Source organism: Methanosphaerula palustris E1-9c (assembly GCF_000021965.1).
Classification (GTDB): Archaea; Halobacteriota; Methanomicrobia; order Methanomicrobiales; family Methanospirillaceae; genus Methanosphaerula; species Methanosphaerula palustris.
The window spans coordinates 2,601,580-2,624,863 of the sequence record NC_011832.1 but is presented as its reverse complement, the minus strand read 5'-3'; the positions used below and the strand labels follow the sequence as shown (position 1 = coordinate 2,624,863).

24 protein-coding genes are annotated in these 23,284 nt (G+C 55.2%); 12 read left to right on the top strand and 12 right to left on the bottom strand.

Annotated elements, in window-relative coordinates; all coding sequences use genetic code 11:
• The first annotated feature begins 29 nt into the window (after window positions 1-29).
• The 4 genes from MPAL_RS12390 to MPAL_RS12375 all read left to right on the top strand — a co-directional run bounded on the left by MPAL_RS12390 (window position 30) and on the right by MPAL_RS12375 (window position 2,618).
• Window positions 30-449 carry a pyridoxamine 5'-phosphate oxidase family protein gene (locus tag MPAL_RS12390; RefSeq protein ID WP_012619078.1) on the top strand — a complete coding sequence of 140 codons (420 nt, stop codon included), beginning with the start codon at window positions 30-32 and terminating at the stop codon, window positions 447-449.
• Window positions 450-506: 57 nt separating this feature from the next.
• Entirely contained in the window at window positions 507-1,034 is a 528-nt protein-coding gene (tsaA, locus tag MPAL_RS12385; protein WP_012619077.1) for a tRNA (N6-threonylcarbamoyladenosine(37)-N6)-methyltransferase TrmO, read from the top strand.
• 76 nt (window positions 1,035-1,110) lie between these two features.
• Entirely contained in the window at window positions 1,111-1,779 is a 669-nt protein-coding gene (locus tag MPAL_RS12380; RefSeq protein ID WP_012619076.1) for a flavodoxin family protein, read from the top strand.
• Between the two features lie 14 nt (window positions 1,780-1,793).
• Window positions 1,794-2,618: a DUF169 domain-containing protein gene (locus MPAL_RS12375; protein WP_012619075.1), complete on the top strand. Its 825-nt coding sequence runs from the start codon at window positions 1,794-1,796 to the stop codon at window positions 2,616-2,618.
• A gap of 197 nt (window positions 2,619-2,815) precedes the next feature.
• On the opposite strand, the gene MPAL_RS17385 is transcribed toward MPAL_RS12375, so the two are convergent.
• Window positions 2,816-3,130, bottom strand: a complete 315-nt coding sequence (locus MPAL_RS17385; protein ID WP_330217454.1) for a hypothetical protein — start codon at window positions 3,128-3,130, stop codon at window positions 2,816-2,818.
• Here MPAL_RS17385 and MPAL_RS17100 point away from each other — a divergent pair.
• Both MPAL_RS17100 and MPAL_RS12365 read left to right on the top strand, forming a co-directional pair.
• Window positions 3,029-3,412, top strand: coding sequence for a DUF169 domain-containing protein (locus tag MPAL_RS17100; RefSeq protein ID WP_236610390.1), 384 nt, complete (start codon window positions 3,029-3,031; stop codon window positions 3,410-3,412). The two genes, MPAL_RS17385 and MPAL_RS17100, sit on opposite strands and share 102 nt — an antisense overlap.
• Window positions 3,413-3,484: 72 nt before the next feature.
• A complete protein-coding gene (locus MPAL_RS12365; protein WP_012619074.1) occupies window positions 3,485-4,045 on the top strand; it encodes a flavin reductase family protein in 561 nt (186 codons plus the stop codon).
• A 143-nt stretch (window positions 4,046-4,188) separates the two neighbouring features.
• On the opposite strand, the gene MPAL_RS12360 is transcribed toward MPAL_RS12365, so the two are convergent.
• The 7 genes from MPAL_RS12360 to MPAL_RS12330 all read right to left on the bottom strand — a co-directional run bounded on the left by MPAL_RS12360 (window position 4,189) and on the right by MPAL_RS12330 (window position 13,500).
• Window positions 4,189-4,491: a hypothetical protein gene (locus MPAL_RS12360; protein WP_148208243.1), complete on the bottom strand. Its 303-nt coding sequence runs from the start codon at window positions 4,489-4,491 to the stop codon at window positions 4,189-4,191.
• Between the two features lie 299 nt (window positions 4,492-4,790).
• Window positions 4,791-9,089, bottom strand: coding sequence for a hybrid sensor histidine kinase/response regulator (locus tag MPAL_RS14805; RefSeq protein WP_052292278.1), 4,299 nt, complete (start codon window positions 9,087-9,089; stop codon window positions 4,791-4,793).
• A 453-nt stretch (window positions 9,090-9,542) separates the two neighbouring features.
• Window positions 9,543-10,133: a nitroreductase family protein gene (locus MPAL_RS12350; RefSeq protein WP_236610389.1), complete on the bottom strand. Its 591-nt coding sequence runs from the start codon at window positions 10,131-10,133 to the stop codon at window positions 9,543-9,545.
• A complete protein-coding gene (locus MPAL_RS12345) occupies window positions 10,130-10,783 on the bottom strand; it encodes a flavodoxin family protein (protein WP_012619070.1) in 654 nt (217 codons plus the stop codon). The genes MPAL_RS12350 and MPAL_RS12345 overlap by 4 nt, the downstream gene beginning before the upstream one ends.
• Window positions 10,784-10,831: 48 nt before the next feature.
• Window positions 10,832-11,839 (bottom strand): NADH:flavin oxidoreductase, encoded by a 1,008-nt coding sequence (locus tag MPAL_RS12340; RefSeq protein WP_012619069.1) that lies wholly within the window; start codon window positions 11,837-11,839, stop codon window positions 10,832-10,834.
• Between the two features lie 16 nt (window positions 11,840-11,855).
• Entirely contained in the window at window positions 11,856-12,638 is a 783-nt protein-coding gene (locus MPAL_RS12335) for a carboxymuconolactone decarboxylase family protein (protein ID WP_012619068.1), read from the bottom strand.
• A 43-nt stretch (window positions 12,639-12,681) separates the two neighbouring features.
• Window positions 12,682-13,500 carry a nitroreductase family protein gene (locus tag MPAL_RS12330; RefSeq protein ID WP_012619067.1) on the bottom strand — a complete coding sequence of 273 codons (819 nt, stop codon included), beginning with the start codon at window positions 13,498-13,500 and terminating at the stop codon, window positions 12,682-12,684.
• Window positions 13,501-13,599: 99 nt separating this feature from the next.
• On the opposite strand from MPAL_RS12330, the gene MPAL_RS12325 reads away from it, so the two are divergent.
• Both MPAL_RS12325 and MPAL_RS12320 read left to right on the top strand, forming a co-directional pair.
• A complete protein-coding gene (locus MPAL_RS12325) occupies window positions 13,600-13,977 on the top strand; it encodes a winged helix-turn-helix transcriptional regulator (RefSeq protein WP_012619066.1) in 378 nt (125 codons plus the stop codon).
• Window positions 13,974-14,510, top strand: coding sequence for a DUF1697 domain-containing protein (locus MPAL_RS12320; RefSeq protein WP_012619065.1), 537 nt, complete (start codon window positions 13,974-13,976; stop codon window positions 14,508-14,510). Before MPAL_RS12325 ends, MPAL_RS12320 begins: the two co-directional genes overlap by 4 nt.
• A 102-nt stretch (window positions 14,511-14,612) precedes the next feature.
• Here MPAL_RS12320 and MPAL_RS12315 read toward each other — a convergent pair whose 3' ends face one another.
• The 3 genes from MPAL_RS12315 to MPAL_RS12305 form a co-directional block, all read right to left on the bottom strand.
• Window positions 14,613-15,506: a hypothetical protein gene (locus MPAL_RS12315; protein WP_012619064.1), complete on the bottom strand. Its 894-nt coding sequence runs from the start codon at window positions 15,504-15,506 to the stop codon at window positions 14,613-14,615.
• Window positions 15,507-15,592: 86 nt separating this feature from the next.
• Window positions 15,593-16,339, bottom strand: coding sequence for an ABC transporter permease (locus MPAL_RS12310; RefSeq protein ID WP_012619063.1), 747 nt, complete (start codon window positions 16,337-16,339; stop codon window positions 15,593-15,595).
• A 4-nt stretch (window positions 16,340-16,343) separates the two neighbouring features.
• A complete protein-coding gene (locus MPAL_RS12305; protein WP_012619062.1) occupies window positions 16,344-17,261 on the bottom strand; it encodes a daunorubicin resistance protein DrrA family ABC transporter ATP-binding protein in 918 nt (305 codons plus the stop codon).
• Between the two features lie 358 nt (window positions 17,262-17,619).
• On the opposite strand from MPAL_RS12305, the gene MPAL_RS12300 reads away from it, so the two are divergent.
• Window positions 17,620-18,738, top strand: coding sequence for an FUSC family protein (locus tag MPAL_RS12300; protein WP_012619061.1), 1,119 nt, complete (start codon window positions 17,620-17,622; stop codon window positions 18,736-18,738).
• Entirely contained in the window at window positions 18,738-18,878 is a 141-nt protein-coding gene (locus MPAL_RS16360) for a hypothetical protein (protein WP_158303682.1), read from the top strand. Before MPAL_RS12300 ends, MPAL_RS16360 begins: the two co-directional genes overlap by 1 nt.
• A 32-nt stretch (window positions 18,879-18,910) precedes the next feature.
• Here the strand turns inward: MPAL_RS16360 and MPAL_RS12295 are convergent, their stop codons facing one another.
• Window positions 18,911-19,948 carry an AI-2E family transporter gene (locus MPAL_RS12295; RefSeq protein ID WP_012619060.1) on the bottom strand — a complete coding sequence of 346 codons (1,038 nt, stop codon included), beginning with the start codon at window positions 19,946-19,948 and terminating at the stop codon, window positions 18,911-18,913.
• A 282-nt stretch (window positions 19,949-20,230) separates the two neighbouring features.
• Between MPAL_RS12295 and MPAL_RS12290 the strand changes: the two genes are divergently transcribed.
• Both MPAL_RS12290 and MPAL_RS12285 read left to right on the top strand, forming a co-directional pair.
• Window positions 20,231-22,669 carry a PAS domain S-box protein gene (locus MPAL_RS12290; protein ID WP_012619059.1) on the top strand — a complete coding sequence of 813 codons (2,439 nt, stop codon included), beginning with the start codon at window positions 20,231-20,233 and terminating at the stop codon, window positions 22,667-22,669.
• On the top strand, window positions 22,620-23,030 hold the full coding sequence (locus tag MPAL_RS12285; RefSeq protein ID WP_148208242.1) for a PAS domain-containing protein: 411 nt from the start codon (window positions 22,620-22,622) through the stop codon (window positions 23,028-23,030). Before MPAL_RS12290 ends, MPAL_RS12285 begins: the two co-directional genes overlap by 50 nt.
• Window positions 23,031-23,284: the final 254 nt, after the last annotated feature.

Sequence of the window (23,284 nt, the reverse complement as noted above, 5' to 3'; positions counted from 1 at the left end):
GCCTGATGCTACACAAAAGAGGTAATTTCATGTCGTCAAAACTGGTGGACTATTTCAACAAGCAGCCGAGGATCGGAACGATCAGCACGTCTGGAAAGGACGGAAAGGTCGATGTCGCGGTGATGGGCTCTCCGCAGATGACCGATGAGAAGACCGTGGTCCTCGGAACCGGCTCGAATCGCACGCTCGCAAATCTCCATGAGAACCCGAACGCGGTCTATATGATCCTGGAACCCGGGAAGGCTCTCATGGACTGGAAGGGGGTCCGGGTCTACCTGAAGGCGAAGGACCTGGCGACATCGGGCCCGGTGCTCGACACCTACAAGCAGAATATCGCCGCAGCGGTCGGGAAGGATGCGGCGGATATGATCCATACGCTCGCGACCTTCGAGGTCGTCGAGGTCCGGCCTATCGTGGACATGGGACAGGGATGGGAGAAATCGATCTGATATCCTTTTTTCCGACCTCGTCGAAAGATATTTCCCCCAATCTGGAGGGAGAGGATTATGAATCTTGATCCAATCATTTTCCGCCCGATCGGCGTGATCTGGTCCCCCTTCAACGACCCGGTCGGGATGCCGATCCAACCCGGCGGGGCCCGGGGAGTGCGCGGGGAGGTCGAGGTCGACCCTGCCTTCGCCGGCGGGCTCGTCGATCTTCACGAGTTCTCGCGGATCATCCTGCTCTACGCTTTCCACCGCTCCGAGGGATACCGGCTGCGGGTGGTCCCGTTCCTCGACACCTGCGAGCACGGGGTCTTCGCCACCCGGGCACCGCGCCGGCCGAATCCGATCGGCCTCTCCGTCGTCAGACTCGTCGGGGTCGACGACTGCCGGCTGCTGATCGAGGACGTCGATATCCTCGACGGGACGCCTCTCCTCGACATCAAGCCCTACGTGTCATCATTCGACGCCTTCCCCGACGAGAAGACCGGATGGTTCGGTCGGACCAGGCAGGAGATCCATGAAGTCCGGTCGGATTGTCGGTTTGCCGATGCCGGGCCTCTGGGTGATGAAGACTCCTGGGAGGCGTGATCCTTTCCGGCCCCGACTCCGGATCAATACTCTTATCATGGTGCTTCTCCGATTTCCATACATTAGGAGACTTCACATGAAAGTAATCGGATTGATCGCAAGTCCCAGGGGAAAGGATAGCAATACGCTTAAACTGGTGAAAGCCGTTCTGGCGGGTGCAGAGGACGAAGGGGCAAAGACCGAACTTGTCGACATTTACACGGTGCGGATCGAATACTGCACGGCCTGCGGCACCTGCTATGCGACCGGGGAGTGCCCCCTGCTCGACGATTTCCCGGATATCTTCGACCGGATGATGAACGCCGACGGGATTGTGCTCGGTGCTCCCAATTATATCGATTCCGTGCCCGCACCGATGAAAGCCCTCTTCGATCGGATGGCGGATGCCATCCACTGCCAGATGCTGACCGGAAAGTTCGGGTGTTCGGTCTGCACGGCCGGGGGGAGTGGCGAGCAGGAGGTTGTGGGGTATATGAACAGAGTCCTCACAACGCTCGGCACGACGGCGGTCGGAGGAGTGGGCGTTGCGATCGGCAGGGATCCGGCAGCTCTTGGTAGGGGCGAAGAGGAAGCCCGTGCACTAGGAAAGCGACTGGCCCAGTCGATCCGGGGTGAACACGTCTACCCCGAACAGGATGAGATTCACCTGCAGAGGAGGGAGTACTTCTGCCAGCTGGTGAAATACAACAAGGACCGGTTCATCCACGAATACGACTGGTATGTCCAGATGGGCTGGATGACCTGAGCAGGTGGCCCGACATGAAGAGCATCACTGCCGAGAGACTCCGGCCTGACTTCGAACCCGTCGCACTTCTCTGGAGCGATACAAAACCGGACGGTGCATTGCAGATAAAACCGCATGCCCAGACCTGCATCATGCCTTTCTTTGCACAGGTCGTGACGAAGGGGAAGACCGCCGTCTTTGACCGGGACACCTGTGGATGCCCCGGTGCCCGTGCCGGCCTCGGTTTTGGCAACGGATACTACGACGCCTTCAGTGGCGCCGGCACCGCGTTCATGGCCGCCTTCTTTGTGAAAGGTGCAGAGAGCAGCAGAGATCCGGATGCTTACTGTGCGATCGTACAGCATGTCCCCAAAAAGGAGCAGGCTAAATTCATTCGGGGTGAACGCCTGCATTCGAGTACAGAGAAGGCGGAGCGGTTCATGACCAGGGACCTGCCGATCACGGATATCGCCGAGCGATACGTGATCGTCACCCCCTTAAGTCAGGTGAAACCCGGTGAGCGCCCGGTCGTCGTGATCTTTGTCGCCAACCCGTTGCAGATCGCCGGGCTCGTCACGCTGGTCGGCGCGATCCGTGAGGGCACCGATCCCGTTAGGGTTCCGCCCATGGCCGCCTGCCAGCAGATCGGGGCGTTTGTGTACGATGAGGCGAAGATGGAGCACCCGCGGGCAGTCCTCGGGTATACGGATCTTGCGGCACGGGCGAATGTGGGAGCAGCCCTGCCTGAGCATATGTTCACGTTTGCCGTCCCCTTCTCTCTCTTTATGGAGATGGAGGAAGAGGCAGAGGACGGCGTCTTCGACGGCCCGATCTGGAGGGGGCTCGTTGGAGAGGTATGAGGTGTGGTGATCACGACGGAGATCAATTTCAAAGAGGTTGGGGCGAGGTTGAAGGCAGCATTCAGGCTCTCGACACGCCCCCTCGCAGTGTACGGGTCGGAATTCCTGCCGGCGGGCATCCCCCGGCTGGCCGAGGTGAACCGGTGTCTTGCCGTCTCCCTCCATCGGATGGCGATGGGCAACGGGGTCTCGGCGATCTATGTCAGTGCCGACACCGGTGAGGGCTGCTGTCCCAGCGGTCTCTCCCATGTGGGATACATTCCTGAGCCTGATGAGATCCGGTATTTTGTGTCGACCGGCAGAAGCGACGTTCGCGGCGGGGCAGCCGAGTACCTGAAGGCCGGCCCAGAACTGGTCGAGCGCTGCACGGCAGCCGTGGGGCCGATCCATCCGCCGGGCACGTACTTGTCGTGCAGGCATGCGAAGCCCTTCCGGACGACGAACCTGTTGTCAGGTCCCTCTGCTGCTTTGGCATCGGCGAGCAGATCCGAAACATGGGGGCGCTCGTGCACTTCGACCGGGACGACCCGTTCTCACCGGTCATCGCCCCCTGGGGATCCGCCTGTTCGACCTATATCACGTTTCCGGCCGGCCTTGCAGAGAATACGCCGCCCGATACCGCGTTCATGGGTCCGCAGGAACCGACCCTGAACAGATCCCTTCCCCCTGAGATGATGGCTCTGGGAATTCCTGCAGAGATGGCTATGCGGATGGTGAAGAACTTGGACGCCTCGTTCGTCACCCGCAGACCGACGGTGACATTTCCCAACCATGAGCGGCGATCGGATCGATAGGCTGCCGGAGCCCCTCTCCCTGCAGAGAAATCCTTAAATCTCTCCCTGCATATCTGATCCCGGAGAGAAACCATGGAAAAGATCACACTCGGCCCGATGCCGTACATGGGTGTCATGCCCACTCTGCTTGTGGGTGCTAACGTCAAGGGTACACCGAACTACATGGCCGCTGCATGGGCCACCGTTGCCTGCATGGCGCCGCCGATGGTCTGCGTTGCTATCAATAAGGAACGGTATACCGCACAGGGGATCGAGGAGAACGGAACTTTCAGCCTGAACATACCGTCGGTACACCAGGCGGTCGAGACCGATCACTGCGGTCTCGTCTCCGGTGCGAAGGAGGATAAGTCAGGGGTCTTCACATCGTTCTACGGGAAACTGGAGACCGCGCCCCTGGCTGGGGAGTGCCCGGTCAACATCGAATGCCGGGTCTTTCAGTCGGTCGACTTGGGGAGCCACCGGCTGTACATCGGCGAGGTTGTGGAGATCCATGCCGACAAAGCCTGTCTGACGGACGGAAAACCGGATATCACGAAGGTCAACCCGATTGTATATGGTCCGGGCACCTACTTCGGTGTGGGAAGTCAGGTCGAGCGGGCCTTCTCGGCCGGATTGAAGTATAGAAAGGAGTGATCCTAGAGAATCAATCTCATTTTTACGACATCATTGACCGGGCCGTCATGGTGAGGTGATGAAATATCAACGAACCAGCCAGCGTTTCTCGTATGTGTCGGTGCTCTCAATCATGCTGCTCTTCTAAAAAAGGTGACTGATTTTTATGGCTTCACTTCAATGTCCATCTCGATGCCACCGGTCGCCCCGAGCACGAGGTTGTACACGATCGCCATGATCGCACCACCGATGAATCCGCCAACCCCTCCTATGATGATCATGAGGACCAGCCCAACAATACCTGTTCCGATCCCGAGTGCCTGAGCGTTCATCACGGATCCCATCCCTCCCAGCCCGGCGGCCAGAGGGATGCCCATGAGAAAGCCCCATATCAGTCCGAAGACTGCACTGAATTTTCCAACACTGATCACGCCGAAATGTCTGATCATGTACGCAGTAGTTGCCATTGACAGCATATACCCCTCACAACATTATATACCTAAGTATTTTTTCCGGTACCAGACCAACCCGGACTGTTGGGGAGGACGGATTGAGACCAGCATGCTGCTGCTGGTATCCCTTCCTCTTTCGGATCTCTCTAAAACCGGTGGGAATTGACCCTGGAACCTAGCAATGACGCGGCTACCTCCTTCCTGTCTCTCCCCGAACCAGTCCCACCCTGACACTGTTCTCTGTAAGGAGTTCTGCAATCGCACGATCCATCCTTGAAGATGCGCCCATGGCGATCGCGACCTTTCTCTGTACCTCACTCCACCCCATTGTGGGATAGGAAGCCGGTCCATCCCTTTTTCGGCACTGTGATCTCGAAGCGTGCTCCTTTCCCCGGCTCTCCGTTCTCCTGGATGATGATATCGGTGATGGACAGGATCTCGCGGGTGAGAAAGAGTCCGAGTCCTGTGTTCTTCCCCACCCCGTGATCGAAGATCTTCTCCTTTACCCCTGCTAGGATGCCAATGCCGTCATCCTCGCAGATGACACGAAGATCAGCACCAGATTCCTGCGCAGAGAACCGTATGGTCGTAATTGTCCCACCATGCCTGACTGCATTATCCATCAAGTTGTAAAAGACCTTGATAATTAACGGATCGGCAAAGACGTCTATTTTTGAGGGAATATCATTTTTGACTGTGATATTTCCAAGCGAAGCTTGTTGTGACGCGATCTCGACAAGAGTGCGACAGTCCTGCCATGTGGGAGCATTGACGCCAATCGCCTCGTATTCTTCGGTGAAGGCGATCTGGCCTTCAATTTTTTTTGTAATCTCCTCTTCCTTCGTGAGGTATTCCGACATCTTTGCGGCGTCATCGATATATTCTTTTGAAATTTCAAGATATCCATTTAAAGAGAGGATCTGATTTTTCAGGTCATGACGCGTGATACCTGACAGAAGGGTGAGTTTTCTGTTTGCCCGGCGAAGACCTTCCTCTGCCCGCCTGCGCTCGGTGATGTCGGTCACGATGCCATTCCATAAGACATCTCCATTTTCCTGCAGCACGGGTGATGATTCAATATGAATCCACTTTACCTCCCCCCCGACGAGAGTCCGTCCATCCCATTCGAAGAGTTGCGGTTGTTGAAATCGCTTCTGATAATATTTTTCATAACTTAATTTGAGGAGAGATCTTAAATCATCGAGGTGTATCGGTTCGAACCCCATCTTCTGATCTGCCAGAAAATTTTCGGCACTCACGTTGAACATCTCTGCCAGTTTAGGGCTGACAAAGTCGAACGAGCAGGATCCCTCTGGTGTACCACGCAGGATGTAGATGCCCACGGGTATATGTGAGACCATAGTATCATACTGATCTTTGCTAGTACGAAGCGTTTCTTCAGCCAGTTTGCGTTCAGTGATATCCTCTACGAACCCTTCGTAATGGTGTGGTTTGCCCTGTTGATCAGGAACAATACGCAGATTCAGATTTCCATACCACTGGGTACCGTCTCTCCGACGATAGTGGTTCTCTCTGTTGATGATTCCTCCTCCCTCCAGCATGCCCTGTACGACACTGTCGTACATTGGTCGTTCAACATAGACCTGATCGGCAATACTGGTGATAGCAGTTACCACCTCTTCCGGATCGGTATACCCCAGCATCCTTGCCATAGCAGGGTTGACATCGATAAATTTTCCTTCCATGGTGGAATGGAAGATACCGAGGGTGGAATTACGATAGAGATTGTGATACTTCTCCTCGCTCTCCAGCAGTGCATCATCAGCCAGTTTGCGCTCGGTGATATCCTCTATCTGACCTGCGAAATAACTGAGCGAACCCTGGTGATCACGGATCGCCGTCACCCTGAGTAATCCCCAGAGGATGCTGCCGTCTTTTCTGATATACCGTTTTTCCGTACCATATACCGGAATTGTTCCCGCAGCAAGGTCCTTCATATGTTCCAGGTCGCCGGCGAGATTATCCGGATGCGTGATATCCGTAAATGAGAGGTGAATCAATTCCTCTTCACTATAGCCGGTCATGGTTACCCAAGTGGGGTTGACAGAAATAAATCGAAAATCCGGCGTGGCAAGGACCATGCCAAGCGGGCTGTTCTCGAAGATCTTCCGGTAGCGCTCTTCGCTCTCCCGCAGCGCCATCTCCTGTCGTCTCAGTTCCTCTAAATTGGACCGTAGTTCCTCTTCTGATGCGGCGATCTGCTCATAGGAAGCGTAAAGTTCTTCGTTTTTCCTTAAAAGTTCCTCTTCTATCAGTTTTAATTGCGTAATATCCCGTGATACGCCCAGTACCGATCGAACCGTTCCGTCATCAGAGAATTCCGGGGTCAGCATCCAGTCAAGAACTACTCGTCCGTCGACACTGTCCCATGCGAACTGGGTCTGGAACGGTTTCCTGGTCTCAAAGACCCCGGTTATTCTCTCTTCCCAGAACTTGCTCAGGTCATCGTCATATCCGCTTTCGCGGTGTGTTTTGCCAATAATCTGTTCTTTTGTAAGTCCTGATGCGAGGAGTGCCGCGGGGTTCATGTAGGTATGGCGACACTTCTGGTCATACCGCATGATATAATCCGGGCTGCTCTCAGCAAGAGAGCGGAACTTTTCCTCGCTCTCTCGCAGTGTGTGTTCTATCCGTTTGCGCTCGGTGATGTCATGCACCGATCCGATGAGGTGTGTACAGTTTCCTTCCGTATCAAAGATGGGAGCGATGCTGACTTCTCCGGTCAGCTGTCCATTGGGGTAGACTGAGATCTCCTCCCAGTGAACGAGGGTCTTTTCATCGATGGCCTGTCTGTATTTTTCCAGAACCATGGAGAGAGACGGTTCGGGGATGATCTCGTTCACTGTCTTGCCGAAAATTTCCTCAGTGGGAATTCCGGTTATTCTGCTAAAAGCCGCGTTAACGGAAGTAAAACGGTACTGCCCACCAGGTTCGACGGTCAGTTGATAGATGACGTCTTCGACAGTATTATAGATGGAATTCAGGTGTTGTTCGTTTTCATACAGTACTTGCTCCTTTTGTCTCTGTTCGGTAATGTCCTGGCCCACTGACTGATATTCGACGATCGTTCCAGAAGGATCGAAGATCGCATGGTCGTTCCATCGGTGCCATCGTATGGTGCCATCCGGCATGATGATCCGATGTTCAATGGAATCGGCGGGGTGGTCTGGTGTTAAGGATTCAAAGAACTGTTTCACGGGCTCCTGGTCTTCGATGGGGATATTTGGCCGGAATCGGTGCCCGAGGATCTCGTCACGTTTCATTCCGAAATACCCGCAATATGCCTCGTTCACAAAGACATGCGTCCCGTCAGGTAAAAACCGCGAGATAAATTCGGTCTGGTCTTCGACAACATTTCGATATCGTTCTTCGCTCTCGCGGAGAGCATCTTCAACTTGTTTCTGGTCGGTGATATCCACTGCGAAACCACCGATCAGCGGTGGTTTTTTCTCACGATCGATCCGGAATTTATAGGTCTCATAAATTTTTTTGGTGCCATCTCTTCCCTGAAGGGTTTCAATGGTTCTTCGATAGCCATCCCTGAGTGTCTGATGATCGTCTTCGACCATCTTTTCTGCCGCTTCCTTTGGAAACTGGTTATAGACGGAGGTTCCAATCCATTCCTGCTCGCCAAAGACCTCCACCATACGTCTGTTGACAAAGAGGTTGGTGGATTGATCATCTTTGATGAACGCCGTTACTGGCAGGTGCTCCATGAATGCGGAGAACCGTCCTTCACTTTCACGCAGACTCTCTTCCGCCGATTTTAACTCGGTGATGTCCCGGATGGTTTCGATTGCACCAACGACCTCTCCCTGCTGATTGTAGAGCGGGCTGGCTTTTCCAATGAATGAGATTGTCTTTCCGGTCGGCATGGTTATTGTTGAATCGGCGATCAGGGTATCCTTCTGTTGGGTGATCTGTGCATATTTTTTAGTAATGACATCATTCGCTTCATTGATCAGATCGATCAGGCTCGGCTGCCGTTGCCCGTAGAACGGGATTGAGTACTCATAATCTCCCTTTCCCAGTATATCCCTGGTCGGTACACCGGTCATCTCTTCCATGGCACGGTTCCATGCGATAATTGTCCCAAATCGGTCGATTGCAAAGGTTGCATCCGGCAGGAAGTCGATGATATCGGCTTCTCTGCGTTCAAGATCCCGGATACTGATTTCAGCCCTTCTCTGCTGGACAGCTCGGCGGATTTGATGGGTGAGCTCGGCAAACTGACTCTTTGGCTCTCCGCCTTTCTGGAGATAGAAATCGGCTCCGTTGTTGATCGCATCGATGACAACCTCTTCACGACCTCGCCCGGTGAAAAGAATGAAGGCAATGGTGCCGAACCGTTCCCTGACGGCTTTTAAAAAAGCGATCCCATCCATCCCCGGCATCTGATAATCAGAGATGATGACGTCGTATGATTGAATAAGAGGGGAGTTCAGTGCTTCCTGGGCCGATGTCATGGTGTCGACCCTGAACTCACCTGCACGCTCTAGGAAGAACTTGGTTACCGTGAGGAGATCCTGCTCGTCATCAACATAGAGGATGGAGATCTTGTTTTTGGTGGACTCGGATCCTGAATCTGTCATATTCAAATCCTGAAATGGCATGGCATCTCCTCACTCTAATAGATCACAACAATATCGTTAATTGAAGATTCCTGATATGTTATGATTTGAGTGGAATAGTTGCGGTATAGGATCTGAATCCTGTAATAGGTATCGATTTAAACACGACTGCTTCCATTCACGGCCGCTTCTTCAAAATCAGCAGTTCGCCAATTTTGTAAAGTCGTTAGAAGTATCTTCGATCTTAAAATACTGGCAAATCAAAAGATCTGGATGGAACTGAAAACCTGACCGGTGATAGATGTCCGGTACGATCTTCGGCTATGTGATGGGCAGAGCAACGATCAGCCCATCGGACACCTGTATCAATACCAACCGGTGAATCTACTGCAGATCGTCCTGAACTGCACAGACTGCCGGATCTTCTCCGGGCCGGCTACCTCATGCACGCCGGCTTCTGGATTAGGGTACCTTTCACTCCACCCACCGTATCTTCCGTTCCATGCCCTGGTCGAGGCGCGGCTGGTCGTTGGGCGTCCCCTCTGGATACCCCAGCGGTGTGACAGCCACGATCTCCCTGTCGTCGGGGATTGTGAGGATTTCCCGGAGCGCCTTTTCATCCCGGAGGGGTCCGGTCATCCAGCAGGTACCGAGCCCGAGCGCTGTTGCGGCGAGAAGCAGGTTCTCCATCGCGGCACTCGCACTCTCAAGGTTCGCCTTATAGAGATCCGGGTTATCAGATGCATCGGTGAGGACGACGATCACCGCCGGCGCACCACCGTACGATCCGGCGAAACGGATGAACTCCTCGCGGGAGAGAGACCCCCGCAGCGGCGAAGGGTCCCAGTTCTTTGTGTACTCTTCAATAATGGCCCGGTACGACGCTCCCATCTCGCGTATCTTTGTTCCGGTCACTACCAGGAACTCCCACTGCTGACGGTTCATGGCCGAGGGAGCCCAGTTGGCGGCATCGAGGATGGTGTGGATATCCTCTCTACCGACCCGGTCGGGGGAGTATCGGCGGACGGCCCTCCGCCGGTGTATCGCTTCGAAGACGTCCATCATCTCCCTCCTGCCTTGCCGAACCGTACTCCGAGGTCGAATGCCCGTTTGCAGTCCAGTGGGAAGACGGTCCTCCGCCGTTCCTTCCGCTCCTCCGGGTCGAAGTAGTTGAAGACCACCTTGGAGTAGTCCTCGAACTGGAGCGTCTCGAAGGAGAAGAGGGATTCGGCGTGACCGAACATCCGGTTCATGACGCTCTCGTTCAGGCCGGTATGCACGGTGTAGTGATATTCCTTCATCCCCTCTTCGGAGACATTCATCGTGTAGATGAACGCGGTCGAGATCTTCCTCGGAAAGAGGGACGCCTGAGGTATGGTGTACGTGAGGTACGGGAAGAACAGCCGCTCCATAAAACTCCGCATCTCCCCGGTGACCGTGCCGAAGTAGATGGGGGAGCCGAGGATCAGGGCGTCCACGTTCTGGATCTGTTCAAGGATCGACGTCAACTCGTCCTGAATTGCACACTTTCCATAACTCTTCCCGCCCTTTAGTTTGCAGGCGAAACAACTGGTGCATCCCTTGAAATCCAGGTCATAGAGATGGACCAGTTCTGTCTCCGCTCCCACTGACACCGCCCCGTCGAGGGCGTTCTGAAGGAGGGTCGCGGTATTCCACTTCTTTCTCGGGCTTCCATTGATGGCAAGTACTTTCATGATAACACACTCATCTTTCAATCTTTTTTCAATCGATCAGTTCTCTGATCAGGCGAAGGGACAGATATTTCCCCCGGGCTGCCGGCACTGGTTGCAGGACGTGCATGCCGATGCTGATTCGGGTGTGCTCTTCCAGAGGTTCACGAGGTCGGGCTGCCTGAGCAGGGGGCGAGAGAGGGAGAAATACTGAATCTCTGTCGTATTCAGCAGACGGTCCATCACCGCCGGCGTCCGGTTCACCCCGACCAGGATGACCGGGGCGGTGGTCTCGGCTGCGATCGTTTCGGCATAGGTCCGAAAGACCGACTCTTCAAACCCGGTCTCTTCGAGACCGGGAACCGCTCCGCCGGTTCCGCCGGTGACCTCGATCGCATCGATCCCCTGTTTGGCCAGGTGGGTGCAGGCGTACCGGCATGCTGCAAAGACTCCGTCATCCTCCAGAAAATCGGAGCAGTTGATCTTGATGAGGATCGCAAAGTCCTTCCCGACCCGGGAACGGATCTCATCGTAGACCTCAAGGATGATCCGGGCACGGTTCTCCGGCGTGCCGGCGTAGTTGTCCGCGCGGGTGTTCTTCCTTTTATCGAGAAACTGGCTGAGGAAGAACCCGTGGCCGGCGTGCACCTGGACCCCGTCGAACCCGGCCTTCCGGGCCCGAACGGCGCACTCTCCATAGGTCTGTACGATCCGATGAATCTCTTCCTGCGAGGGAACGGCCGGGGACCACCTCTCTCCGTTCCTGCCGGTAAAGGAGAGCTGCATGACGACCTGGCCCCCCTCGCCATGGATCTTGGCGGTCAGGTCCTGGTATTCCGGGATGAACGAATCGTCAGAGATTGCAAGCATCCCGGGCAGCCCGGTCGCGTCCCCGGTCATGAGGGTGGCGCTCGTGATGATCAGCCCCACCCCGCCCCTGGCGAGGTTCCGGTAGACCTCCACCAGCCGATCGGTCAGGTGTCCGGAACCGTCGGCCATCCCTTCCCAGGTGGCCGAACGGATGAACCGGTTCTGGAGCGTGAGGGGCCCGATCCGGGTTCTGTCGAACAGGGTTTTCATGCACCTCTCCTCGCGATCATAGATCCTCCTGGAGCATCTTTGCGACCTCGTGAGTGGCGAGGATGCCGTTCAGGGCTGCCGGGAAACCCGCGTAGATGGAGACGAGCAGCATGATCTCGACGATCTCCGCCTCGGAGAGGCCGGCCCGGAGTCCGCCGCTGATGTGGAATTTGAGCTGGGAGGGGGCCGTCCCCATTGCAGCGAGGGCGGCGATCGTCGCGGCCTGCCGGTTCCGGATCGGGAGGATCCCCCGGGCGTAGATGTCCCCGTACGCGAACTCGATGACATATTTGGTGATATCCGGGTTTATCGGGTCGAAGGTCTCCCGAAGCACCTGCTCCTGGGCGGGTGCGATCTGTGCGAGCATCTCCTTCCCCCGCTCGTACCTTCCTTCGGTGCCGGCATGCACCGACTCCTTCGAGAGGGTCTGCCTGGTCTCTTTGAGAACCTCCATGAGCGTCCCCACGGCGTTCAACGTCGCCGGGAAACCCGCGTATCCGTTCATCTGGATGATGACCTCGCGGATCTCTTCAGGGGTGCAGCCGACATGGAGTGCAGCGTGGATGTGGACCTTCAACTGGGGGGCAGCCGTCCCCATGGCGGTCAGGGCGGCCACGACCGCCTGTTCTTTCGTCCTGTTGTCGAGGATCTCCCGGGCATAGATCTCCCCGAACGAGTACTCGACAATGTAGCGTGCAAGGTCCGGGCAGATCTTCTTCATGGTCTCTTCGACCCTGACACCGGCCTCCCCGTCGATCTCACGCAGTTTCTCTCGTCCGATCAGTGCATAATCTGTCATGCGTTCAACCAATCATCTGTATCCATAAATCCTTTCAGGGGGATTAGCGCCATGAAACCTCAAGGGGTTTTCGGCGGGGGATCCCGTAGACCCTGTTCAGCGGGTAGCCGAACATCATTGCATAGGCGCTCTTCCGTCCAGCGGGGATGCCGAGTTCCTGCTGGAGGGGTTCGTAGGAAGCTGTCGCCATCGAAACAAAGCCGGCCCAGCAGGTTCCGATCCCGAATGCCGGCGCAGCGACATCGACATGGGTGAGGGCGATGATGGCATCGACGGATGCGACCGGGTTACCATCCGGAATATGGGCGAAGAGCAGGTGCGGGGCCCCCTGGCAGATCGGGTCCGAACCGTTCTCCCACGTTGCGATGAGATGGGGAATGTAGCCAGCCATCGGATGGCTGGAATTCACGAGGATCTTCATCCACTCGATGGTCAGCTCGGCGATCTTCTTCACCTTCGTTGGGTCGTGCACGACGATCCACTGCACCGGCTGCCCGTTGCCTCCTGATGCGGCGTACCGGGCGATATCGAGGATTTCGAGGATCTTCTCTTTTGGAACGAGATCGCTGGTGAAGCGCCGTACGGACCGGCGCTTTTTGAGGTAGAACTCTATCTCTTCGGGGGAGATGGTACCGGCACCGACGGGCAGGGGGATCTTTTCACCTGGAGGGGTATTCACCAGGAGAGCCTGCGACGGGCAGCCTATCTCACAGTGGCCGCACTGAACACACAGGCCGGATTTTGCATCCTGAACCATGGGAAAGGTCTTCTCGTCTGCCGGGTCGATGATCCCCATCGGGCAGATCTCGGAGCAGATCCCGCACCTGGTGCAGGATTCAGGATCGATGGTTATTGTGTTCATGGAGATTCAACCAGATTCTTATTCGCGTATACTTTATTATATGCACCAGAAGTGTTTTTGTAACATTATTTCCAAAAATAAAGTATTGGATAAATTAGCATGAAATGTGAAAAAGCCCAGAAATGCAACCTTGAAAACATTGTGGATATCATCGGGAGCAAGTGGAACCTCTTCATCATCTGGCACCTGCGGACAAAAAAACTGAGGTTCACCGAGCTCCAGAACCGGATGTGCGGGATCAACTCCAAGACCATCACCAGGCACCTCCGCGACCTCGAAGGGTTCATGATCATCGATCGACGGGTCTATCCCGAGGTGCCGCCGCGGGTCGAGTACTCGTTGACTGAACGGGGGACGGCACTCCTGCCGATCATCGAGGCCATGCTGGAATGGGGTGGGCAGTATCTGAACGCCAAACCGGGGGAGAGCCACGACGTGGAGCCGGCGAAGGAGACGGTCTGCGAGATGGACCCATGACGGTCTTCATCGCCCTCCTCCGGGGGATCAATGTCGGAGGGCATAAGCAGGTCAGGATGGGAGACCTGGTGGAACTCTGCCGGTCCCTCGGCTTCGGTGCCGTGAGGACCCATCTCCAGAGCGGGAATGTGATCTTCGAATCCCTGGATGAGAATCCGGCCCATCTGTCACTTCTGATCGAGGAGATTATCTTTGAGAAATTAGGTTTTCCAGTGCAGGTGATCCTGCGGTCCTCTGGGGAACTCCTGCGCATCGTCGTCGATAACCCGCTTGTCAGGGAGGGGATGAGCGTCGACAGACTCCATGTGACGTTTCTTTCGGACCTTCCTCCAGAAGCGGTGCGGGAGAGCATGAGCGGGGAGGCCGGCCCGGACCGGTACGTGATCGTCGGGCGCGAGGTCTATCTCTTCTGCCCTGACGGGTATGGGAGGACGACGTTCACCACCACCTTCTTCGAGAAGACCCTGGGTATCGCCGCCACCACGAGGAACTGGAAGACGGTGATCGCACTCGCCGATATGGCAGGGGAATAGAAGGTCCGGGTTCCTCGCATATTTGTATCGTTTTTCTCTACCCAGTGTGGTTCCGGGACACGTCACACCGGCTGGACCTGAAAAAATGGGGGTGTGGAGCAGTTATCCGTCGATACCGGCATCGGGGGAATGTGCCGGTATCGTGACAGACTGGGGTGTGTACAGTGCCAGCGTGAGAAGTATCCCATACCCGATGGTGTCACAGAGGATCTCCACCAGATGAAACGGAATGATCTGGGGGGGAAGGCTGGAGACCGTCAGCAGGGGGATCAGCGCTCCGGGGATATAGAGGATCAGCGCGAGTAAGGCCATCATCGATCGTCGCGGGATCTTCAGCATGGCAAACCACGGCATCAGCACGCACATGTACAGGAACCCTCTGATCAGTTCGAGGGGGATGATGAGCGAGATGGACGGGATCGTGAGCCCCAGCGTGGGATCGGTATAGAACGGGATCACAAAGGAACTGATGAGTGCTCCAAAGAGGAAGTAAACGGGAAGATAGAGGACCGATCCGGCGATCATCCGCCAGGCCCACGACCTGGTGCTCCGGTGGGAGAGATACTCCCTCAGGCCGGGAATAAGGGAGAGCCGGCTCTCCTGTGGTGTGAACAGGAGCACCGCCGCCCCCGCCTCCCCGCAGGCCAGCACCAGTTTTACCCCGATCCCCCAGGCGAAGACTCCCGGCGATGAGAAGGAGGAGGTGAAGAAGTACGCTTCGATCATATTGCTCAACGACTGGATGACGAAGAGGGTTGCGGTTACGAGGACGAAGAGATCCGCCCGTACCAGCGACGTCCGGGGCATGATATACCATAAAATCAGACCGATGAGAAGACCGCCCCCGAAAATGGGGAGGAGTGCGTTTGGAGATAGTGCAATCTGGGTTGAATTATGGGTTAGGATCGAGAGGAGGGTGAATGCTGCGGCGAAGAGCAGCAGACAAAACGACGCTGATTGCCACGTGCCGGCATCCCTGACACGGAAAGTTTCCATGATCCCTCTCTGTTTTCTTGCATGATATATCCGAACGAAACGCAAGTCCGTACTCTCTGTACGTACCTTAGATTTTAGGGATACCCCTAAATCCCCTTCACCAGGTTCCTCTTCTGGATCACCTTCGCTGACCCGATGAAGACCAGGACCACGAACACGAGTACCAGGGTGTCGACCCCCGGCGGATAGACTGCGTCCCCGTTCAGGGCTGCATGAAAGAGGTCGACGAGGTACGTGAGCGGGGAGAGGGAGGTGAGGGTCCATTCCCAGCCGCTCAGTTGGCCGAGCGGGACGAAGATACCCGAGACGAAGATGAGCGGGAGCCGGACCAGGCTTGAGAGCATCATGATGTTCGACGGGTTGTTCGTGGTCGGCGAGGCGAGGAGGGTGCCGAGCGCTGCAAACGTGATCGACCCGAGCACGAACGAGAAGGCGAGCAGCCCGGCATTGACGAGGGGAAGGTGGAGGAGGCCGGTACAGATCGTGAAGACGATCGTCGTGATGACCACCCCGAAGATCGCGCCGGCCAGCAGGTCCCCGATGATGATGCTCTCCAGGACGACCGGGAGGGAGACGAGCCGTTCGTAGGTCTTCTCCCGCTTCTCCCAGGGGGTGATCAGGGGGCCGACCGAGGAGGCGGTGAAGAAGAGCATCATGCCGAGAAACCCCGGGAAGAAGAGGACGAGGTCGAGGTTCCTGCCGATGAAGAAGGTGAGGAACATAATGAAGGGGAAGAGCAGGCCGAAGACGACCACCGGACCCTTGAAGTAATAGATCCGCATGTTCTTCTCGGTGATGACGAGGATGCTTCGGGCGAAGGTTCTCCAGTCCATGCGATCAGACCCCCGCGGTGAGCTGCACGAACGCCTCTTCGAGCGTCGGGTTCGAGGTCGCGATGGAGACGATCGTCAGGCGGTCCCGCTCTGCGGCGGAAGCGAGGTATTTCACGGCCCGGTCCGGATCGTCTGTATAGACCCGCCACTTGTCACCCCAGGACTCTGCCCGGGTGATCCCCGGGGTCGAAAAGAACGCCTCGTTCACCGGCTGGTCGAAGGAGATCTCGACATGTCGTGAGGTGTCGAAGGTCTTCTTGAGCTTCTCCGGGCTGCCGGTGGCTACAATATTCCCCTTATTGATAATGCTGATCGTCGAGCAGAGTTCATTGGCCTCCTCGATGTTGTGCGTGGTGATGAGGATCGTGCTCCCTTCCTGGTTCATGTGCCGGACTGTATCGATCACAAGCCGGCGGCTGTATACGTCCAGTCCCGTGGTCGGTTCGTCGAGGATCAGGACCTGCGGCGAGTGGACGATAGCGCAGGCGATGCTGATCCGCTGGCGCATCCCCTTCGAGAACGTCCGGACGAGATCATCTCTTCGTTCGATAAGCCCAAGCCGGGTGAGGATCTCCTTTGCCTTCTTCTTACGGCTCGCCCGGTCCAGACCGTAGAACTTCGCCGTGATGAGGATGTTCTGTTCTGCGGTGAGGTCGCTGTAGACTGTGCCGTTCTCAGGGATGACGCCCATCTTCAATTTCGCCGTGAGCGGGTCCTTGTGAACATCCGTCCCGAATATCCGGACCGATCCGGAATCCGGTGTCAAAACACCGGTCAGCATCCGTATCGTGGTGGTCTTTCCCGCACCGTTCGGGCCGAGAAACCCGAAGACCTCGCCCTGTGGGATGATGATACTGACATCGTCGACGGCGGTGAAGGTCCCGAATGATTTGTGTAGATTGTTCGCTTCGATTGCATCCATGCGTGGTCTTCCAGAATCACTGTTGCAGGGCAGAACCATATGAGGGTATCCATGACCTTTCCAGTCGGAATGCGTGCAGAAGATCCGTTCAGGGTATTCTGGATTGATTGGAGAGGATGATCAGAAAAGAATCCGTGACTATCTGTTGATTCCCGGGAGTTCTGTGCCCTCATCAGTAGAGCAGTACATTATTTGACAATTCCCGGTATAAATCCCCTGAAATCGGCAAATACTGATGGGAGCGTTCTTTTTTTGTGGTATTTTCGGTAAGGTACTCGGGTGGGATACCGTGGTCTGCATGAGATCAACATCTTGAAATGCCGGGAAGGGAAGAGTTCACTGCGATTATGAGGCAGGGATGAACGCACTCACATCACTACCCGAGGCCGTCCGATCGATTCTGGTGGATGCGGTCCGCTGGTCCCGGGAGATCCCGGTACCGGTATCCCAGAGTGTGGCGGTTGCGCTCGGCATGGCGGTCCCCATCGCAGTCGGTGTGGCGATCGATCAGATCGGCCTGGGCATGCTCGCATCGCTCGGCGGACTTGCGGCGAGTGGTGCCGCCGGCACCCTCCGTGAGCAGGGGATCCTCCTCTGTTCTGCGTTGGTGACCGGGTGTGCGGCGGTCCTCGTCGGCTCCACGATCGCCGGTCACGGCTGGATGACCGGCGCAGCGATCGTCCTGATCACAACCATCGCAGCCCTGGTCGGCAGTCTCGGCAGAACATTCGCCCGGTCCACCACGGTCTTCACGATCTTCATGATCATCGGCACCTCCCTCGGGATTTCGGGAGCCCTTCCCCCTATCGACGTGACCCTCGTCTTCGCGGCTGGTGCCGCCTGGACCGTGATCGTGTCGTTGTTGGCGTCGTCGCTGTTCCGGGCGCTCGGGAGGGAAGGTCTCACTGCCGGAACCACCGTCATCGATCAGCAACCTGCACCGATCACGCTGCGGCGACGGTTTCGCCGGTGGTTTCGTTCGCTCCAGCATCTGGCCGGATGGCAGTATACCCTGCGGATCAGTCTCTGCATCCTGGTCTCCGAGATCATCGCCGTGCTCTGGGATCAGCCGTGGTCGTACTGGATCCCCCTGGTGGTGGTGATCATTCTTCAGCGGAACATCGAGACCACGCTCGCCAGGGCATCGCAGCGTGCCCTCGGGACCTGCGCCGGGGTCATCATCGGGAGTGTTCTTCTCTCGAAATTCACGCCGATTTGGTTTCTGATTCTGATGGTGGGTATCCTGGCAGCGGTACGCCCGATCCTGAGAGTCCGCAACTATACGCTCTATACCGTCGTGATGACACCGCTGATCATCATCCTGCTCGAGTTCGGATCTACTCTGTCATCCGGGGTGCTGGCCTACCGGCTGGTTGACACCGCGATCGGGTTCATCATTGTGGTCGTCTTTGGCTACCTTCTCTGGCCGGTACTGCTGGTGCGATCACCGATGCCCGTCACCGAACCGGGATCCTGATGACCAGGATTATCTGGGAGTGCCTTGTCCCGATGCTGATCCGGGTCTCACAACGCGGCGGAACGGATATGCCGGGTTGTCCGGTCCCGTGCACGGGGTGTGATCATCATCAGGGATCGGCACCGAAGCGGAGCGACTGATCGTTCCCGGGGTACCGGTATCAGGATGTCGATCACAGATATTTATCCAGGGATTCCTGTTCTTCTGCCGGCACTCTTGTCTGTTCGATATAGATCGAATACCCCGTGACCGCGAGTGACATGAGCACCGGTCCGAGAATAAAACCGACAATGCCCATGAACGGAACGCCGGCGAAGATACCGATGATCATGAACACGGGATGGACCGCCACCCGTCGTCTCATCATCACCGGGCGGTAATAGAAATCGATCCAGCCGCTCAACAGAGGGTATCCGATGAACATGGTGATGACCGCACTTCTGATGTCCCCCAGGGCGATCATATAGAGGATGAAGAAGAGCAGACAGAGCTGGGCGCCGACGAGCGGGATCAGCATGGCAAATCCGATCATGGTGGCGAAGAGGAGTTCGTGACCGTAGCCGAGCAGGGTGAAGAACGGGATGGCGAGGAGAAATGAGAGGAGAGCTGCAGATATCTGGATGACGATGAGGGAATAGATCGTGTTTCCGGTGATCTCTGATATCCTTCCCAGAACAGTCGACAGTTTTGGGGAGAGGTTCCGTGTCACCGAGGTCCAGATCTGTTCCCCGTAATAGATGAGCATCGAAAGCGTGAGGAAGAGGATGATCACCTGGAGAAGGAGGAGGCCCGGGTTCGCTGTGAGGGAGAGCAGGGTATTGAGCACCATCTCGATGAGCGTGTGGGGCATATTGGAGAGTTGATCCGCAGTGAACGTGGGCAGGAAGGTGGCAAAGACAGTCCGGCTGAAGCCCTTGACCAGTGTGGCTGCCATAACGCCGATATACTCGATATCGGCATAGATCACGATCGTTGCAGACGACACCACCAGACCTGTCACGAGGATCACCCCAAAGGTGATCAGCATGGCCGAGAGTGATGGCTTTACTCTGCGTGAAAATCTTTTGTGGAGCGGCATGAGCGCGACTGCCAGCGCGACCGCCCAGACGAACACGGTCATAAGGGGCCAGAATGCGATGATAACAGCGATGAAGATCGCACCGATGAGGAGCGACAGTTTCTGATCTTCACTGATCCCTGAAATCTCCATATGCGTTCAATACAGCTGGATCCTTAAATACTCTTTTGGGAAGATGGGTGTTCTTCCAGAAGGGCCGGCAGGGTACTGCTCTCTTCGCGATGACCTGTCAACAGGCACCCGATCATCTCCATTCCGGATACAGAGGGTTATACGGAAATTATAAATAATCAGCCGTGAGATCAGGCGTCTATTGCATAAGAGAATAGTCTTTGTGTCGGGACATATGACGTTGTTAGTGATGCCAGGATGGCTGCTCATGGATATTCCTTTTGAAATAGTGATTCCCTCGAGTTGGTTTCTACGATATCGGTTCTTTATGTAGACGATGAGTCCGTCCTCCTCGACATTGGAAAACTGTACCTCGAGCGGACGACTGATTTTTCCGTGATCACGACATCATCTGCTCGGGCTGCCCTCGACCTGATGAAATCTAATGATATCCAGGCCATTGTCTCTGATTATCAGATGCCGGGGATGGATGGTATTGAGTTATTAAAAGCGGTCAGGGCGATGAATAAATCCATCCCGTTCATCCTCTTCACCGGCAGGGGCAGGGAAGAGATCGCTATTCAGGCTTTTGAAAACGGTGCGGATTTTTATCTCCAGAAAGGTGGGGCGCCCAAACCACAGTTTGCCGAACTTTCACATAAGATTAAGGCAGCAGTCAATCATCGCCGGGCTGATCTCCAGGTCATCGCCCTCCAGCGGCTCTATACGGTGCTCAGTGCGACAAACCACGCAATCGTTCGTATCCATGATAAAAAGGAACTGTTGAACGAGATCTGCCGGATCGTTGTCGATGACGGCGGTTTTACGATGGCCTGGGCAGGATTTTTCGATGGTGAAAAGCACCTCATCGAACCCATTGCACAGGCTGGATATGTCGAAGGTTTTCTCGATCAGATGTTGATATCGACCGATGATATACCCCTTGGTCAAGGTCCGACCGGAACTGCATTCCGCAAGGGAATGTTCACGGTCTGTAATGATATCGAAAGCGATCCGAAGATGGCTCTGTGGCGCAAAGGAGCGCTTGAGCGGGGTTATCGTTCGCTCGCTGCCTTCCCCTTCGCTCTAGATACCAGAAATGCCGGTGTAATCTCATTTTACGCTTCGGAATCTGGTTTTTTTACCGATCAGATCATCGAGCTTCTTCATGAACAATCCGGAGATATCTCGTTTGCTCTTGGAATTCTGGATCATGAAGAGCAACGAATAGCGGCCATAAACAATCTTAAAAAATCAGAGATCCAGTACCGCCGTCTCTTTGAGACGGCACAGGATGCGATCCTGATCCTTGAAGGTGATACTGGTAAAATTATCGATGCAAATGCATTCATTCTCGATATGCTCGGATACCCGCTTGAGTACTGTATCGGCAAAAATCTCTGGGAACTCGGGTTCATCAGGGACAAATCCATCGCTCAGCATGCATTCACTGAACTGAAGACGAACGGTTATATCCGGTACGAGGATCTTCCTCTGGAGACCAAGGACGGGCGAAGTATTACTGTCGATTTCATCAGCCATGTCTACAATGTAGGCGATAAGAAGATCTTTCAGTGCAACATCCGGGATATCACCAGCAGGAAAGTGTTTCAGGATGCATTGAAGACATCAGAGACCCGGTACCGTCGCCTCTTCGAAACGGCACAGGACGCGATCCTGATCCTTGACGGTGATGCCGGTGAAATTATCGATGCAAATGCATTCATTCTCGATATGCTGGGGTACCCGCTTGAGTACTGTATCGGCAAACATCTCTGGGAACTCGGGTTCATCAAGGACAAATCCATCGCTCAGCACGCATTCGCTGAACTGAAAACAAACGGTCGCATCCGATATGAAGACCTCCCTCTGGAGACAAAGGACGGGCGGAGTATTGATGTCGATTTCATTGGTCATGTCTACTATGTTGGTGATAAGAAGATCTTCCAGTGCAACATCCGGGATATCACCAGCAGGAAAGTGTTTCAGGATGCATTGAAGATATCTGAAATCCGGTACCGCCGTCTCTTCGAAACAGCACAGGATGCGATCCTGATCCTTGACGGTGATACTGGTGAAATTATTGATGCAAATGGATTCATTCTCGATATGCTCGGGTACCCGCTTGAGTACTGTATCGGTAAACATCTCTGGGAACTCGGGTTCATCAAGGACAAATTCATCGCTCAGCATGCATTCGCTGAACTGAAAACGAAGGGTTATATTCGGTACGAGGATCTGCCCCTGGAGACAAAGGACGGTCGGAGTATTGACGTTGATTTCATCAGTCATGTCTACCTTGCGGGTGACAAGAAGATCTTCCAGTGCAACATCCGGGATATTACCGCACGAAGACATGTGAGAGATGCACTTGTGGAGAGTGAAGCACAGTACCGGACGCTCTTTGAATATACAAGCGATGCCGTCTTCATCATGAACAGCACCGTCATTCTGGACTGCAACCACAATACAGAGGTGATATCTGGCTGTTCCCGAGATCAGATCCTCGGCAGTTCTCCTGTGGCATTGTCCCCGAAATGCCAGCCAGATGGAAGGCTTTCAACTGAGAAAGCAAAAGAGAAGATTGATTCCGCCTTCTCTGGAGAGCCCCAGTTTTTTGAGTGGGTCCAGACCCGTTATGATCACACCACCTTCAATGTCGATGTGATTCTCAACCGCATCGTGCTCAAGGGTGATTACTGCCTGCAAGCCATCGTTCGGGAGGTTCCCGATCGCAGGTAGGGGGGTACTCCACTGGCTTGGCACGTACAACTGCAGCCTTTTCGAAGTGAGCATCGATCCGTTCGTAACGATCAGCCCTGACAGAACGATCCAGGAGGTGAATACCGTCACTGGGAACGTGACTGGCATATCTGGGGATGAACAGATTGGCACCGATCTCTCTGAGCACGGTACGGATCCGGAGAAGGTACGCGAGGGATATCGTCAGATCATCTCCAGGGAAAAAGCATCGATCATCCGCTTGAGATCCGGCATCCCAACCGGCATACCATATATATTCGGTGCAATGCAACGGTGTATCGCGGCAGCGACGGAGAGATCACAGGGGGACTTTGCAGCAGTGTGCGACTTTTCCGACTGAAAGCGGACGAAAGTTTTGTCTGTTGAGAACGGAGTAGGCTTCACTGTCTCATTTTTATCTCTCTGTCGATTTTCAGAACTCCACACCCCGGTCTTTTGTTATCTCAGGAATATGGTGCGGGTTTTTCCGGGCGAGGTGATACACACTTCCAATGGATGGTCTGTGGGGCCTGGGGATGGGTTCTTTTCCCCGGTCTGCAGGATATTTTTCCGGCTGATTTGCACCTAATTTTATACCTCTCTTCTCTTATTGAA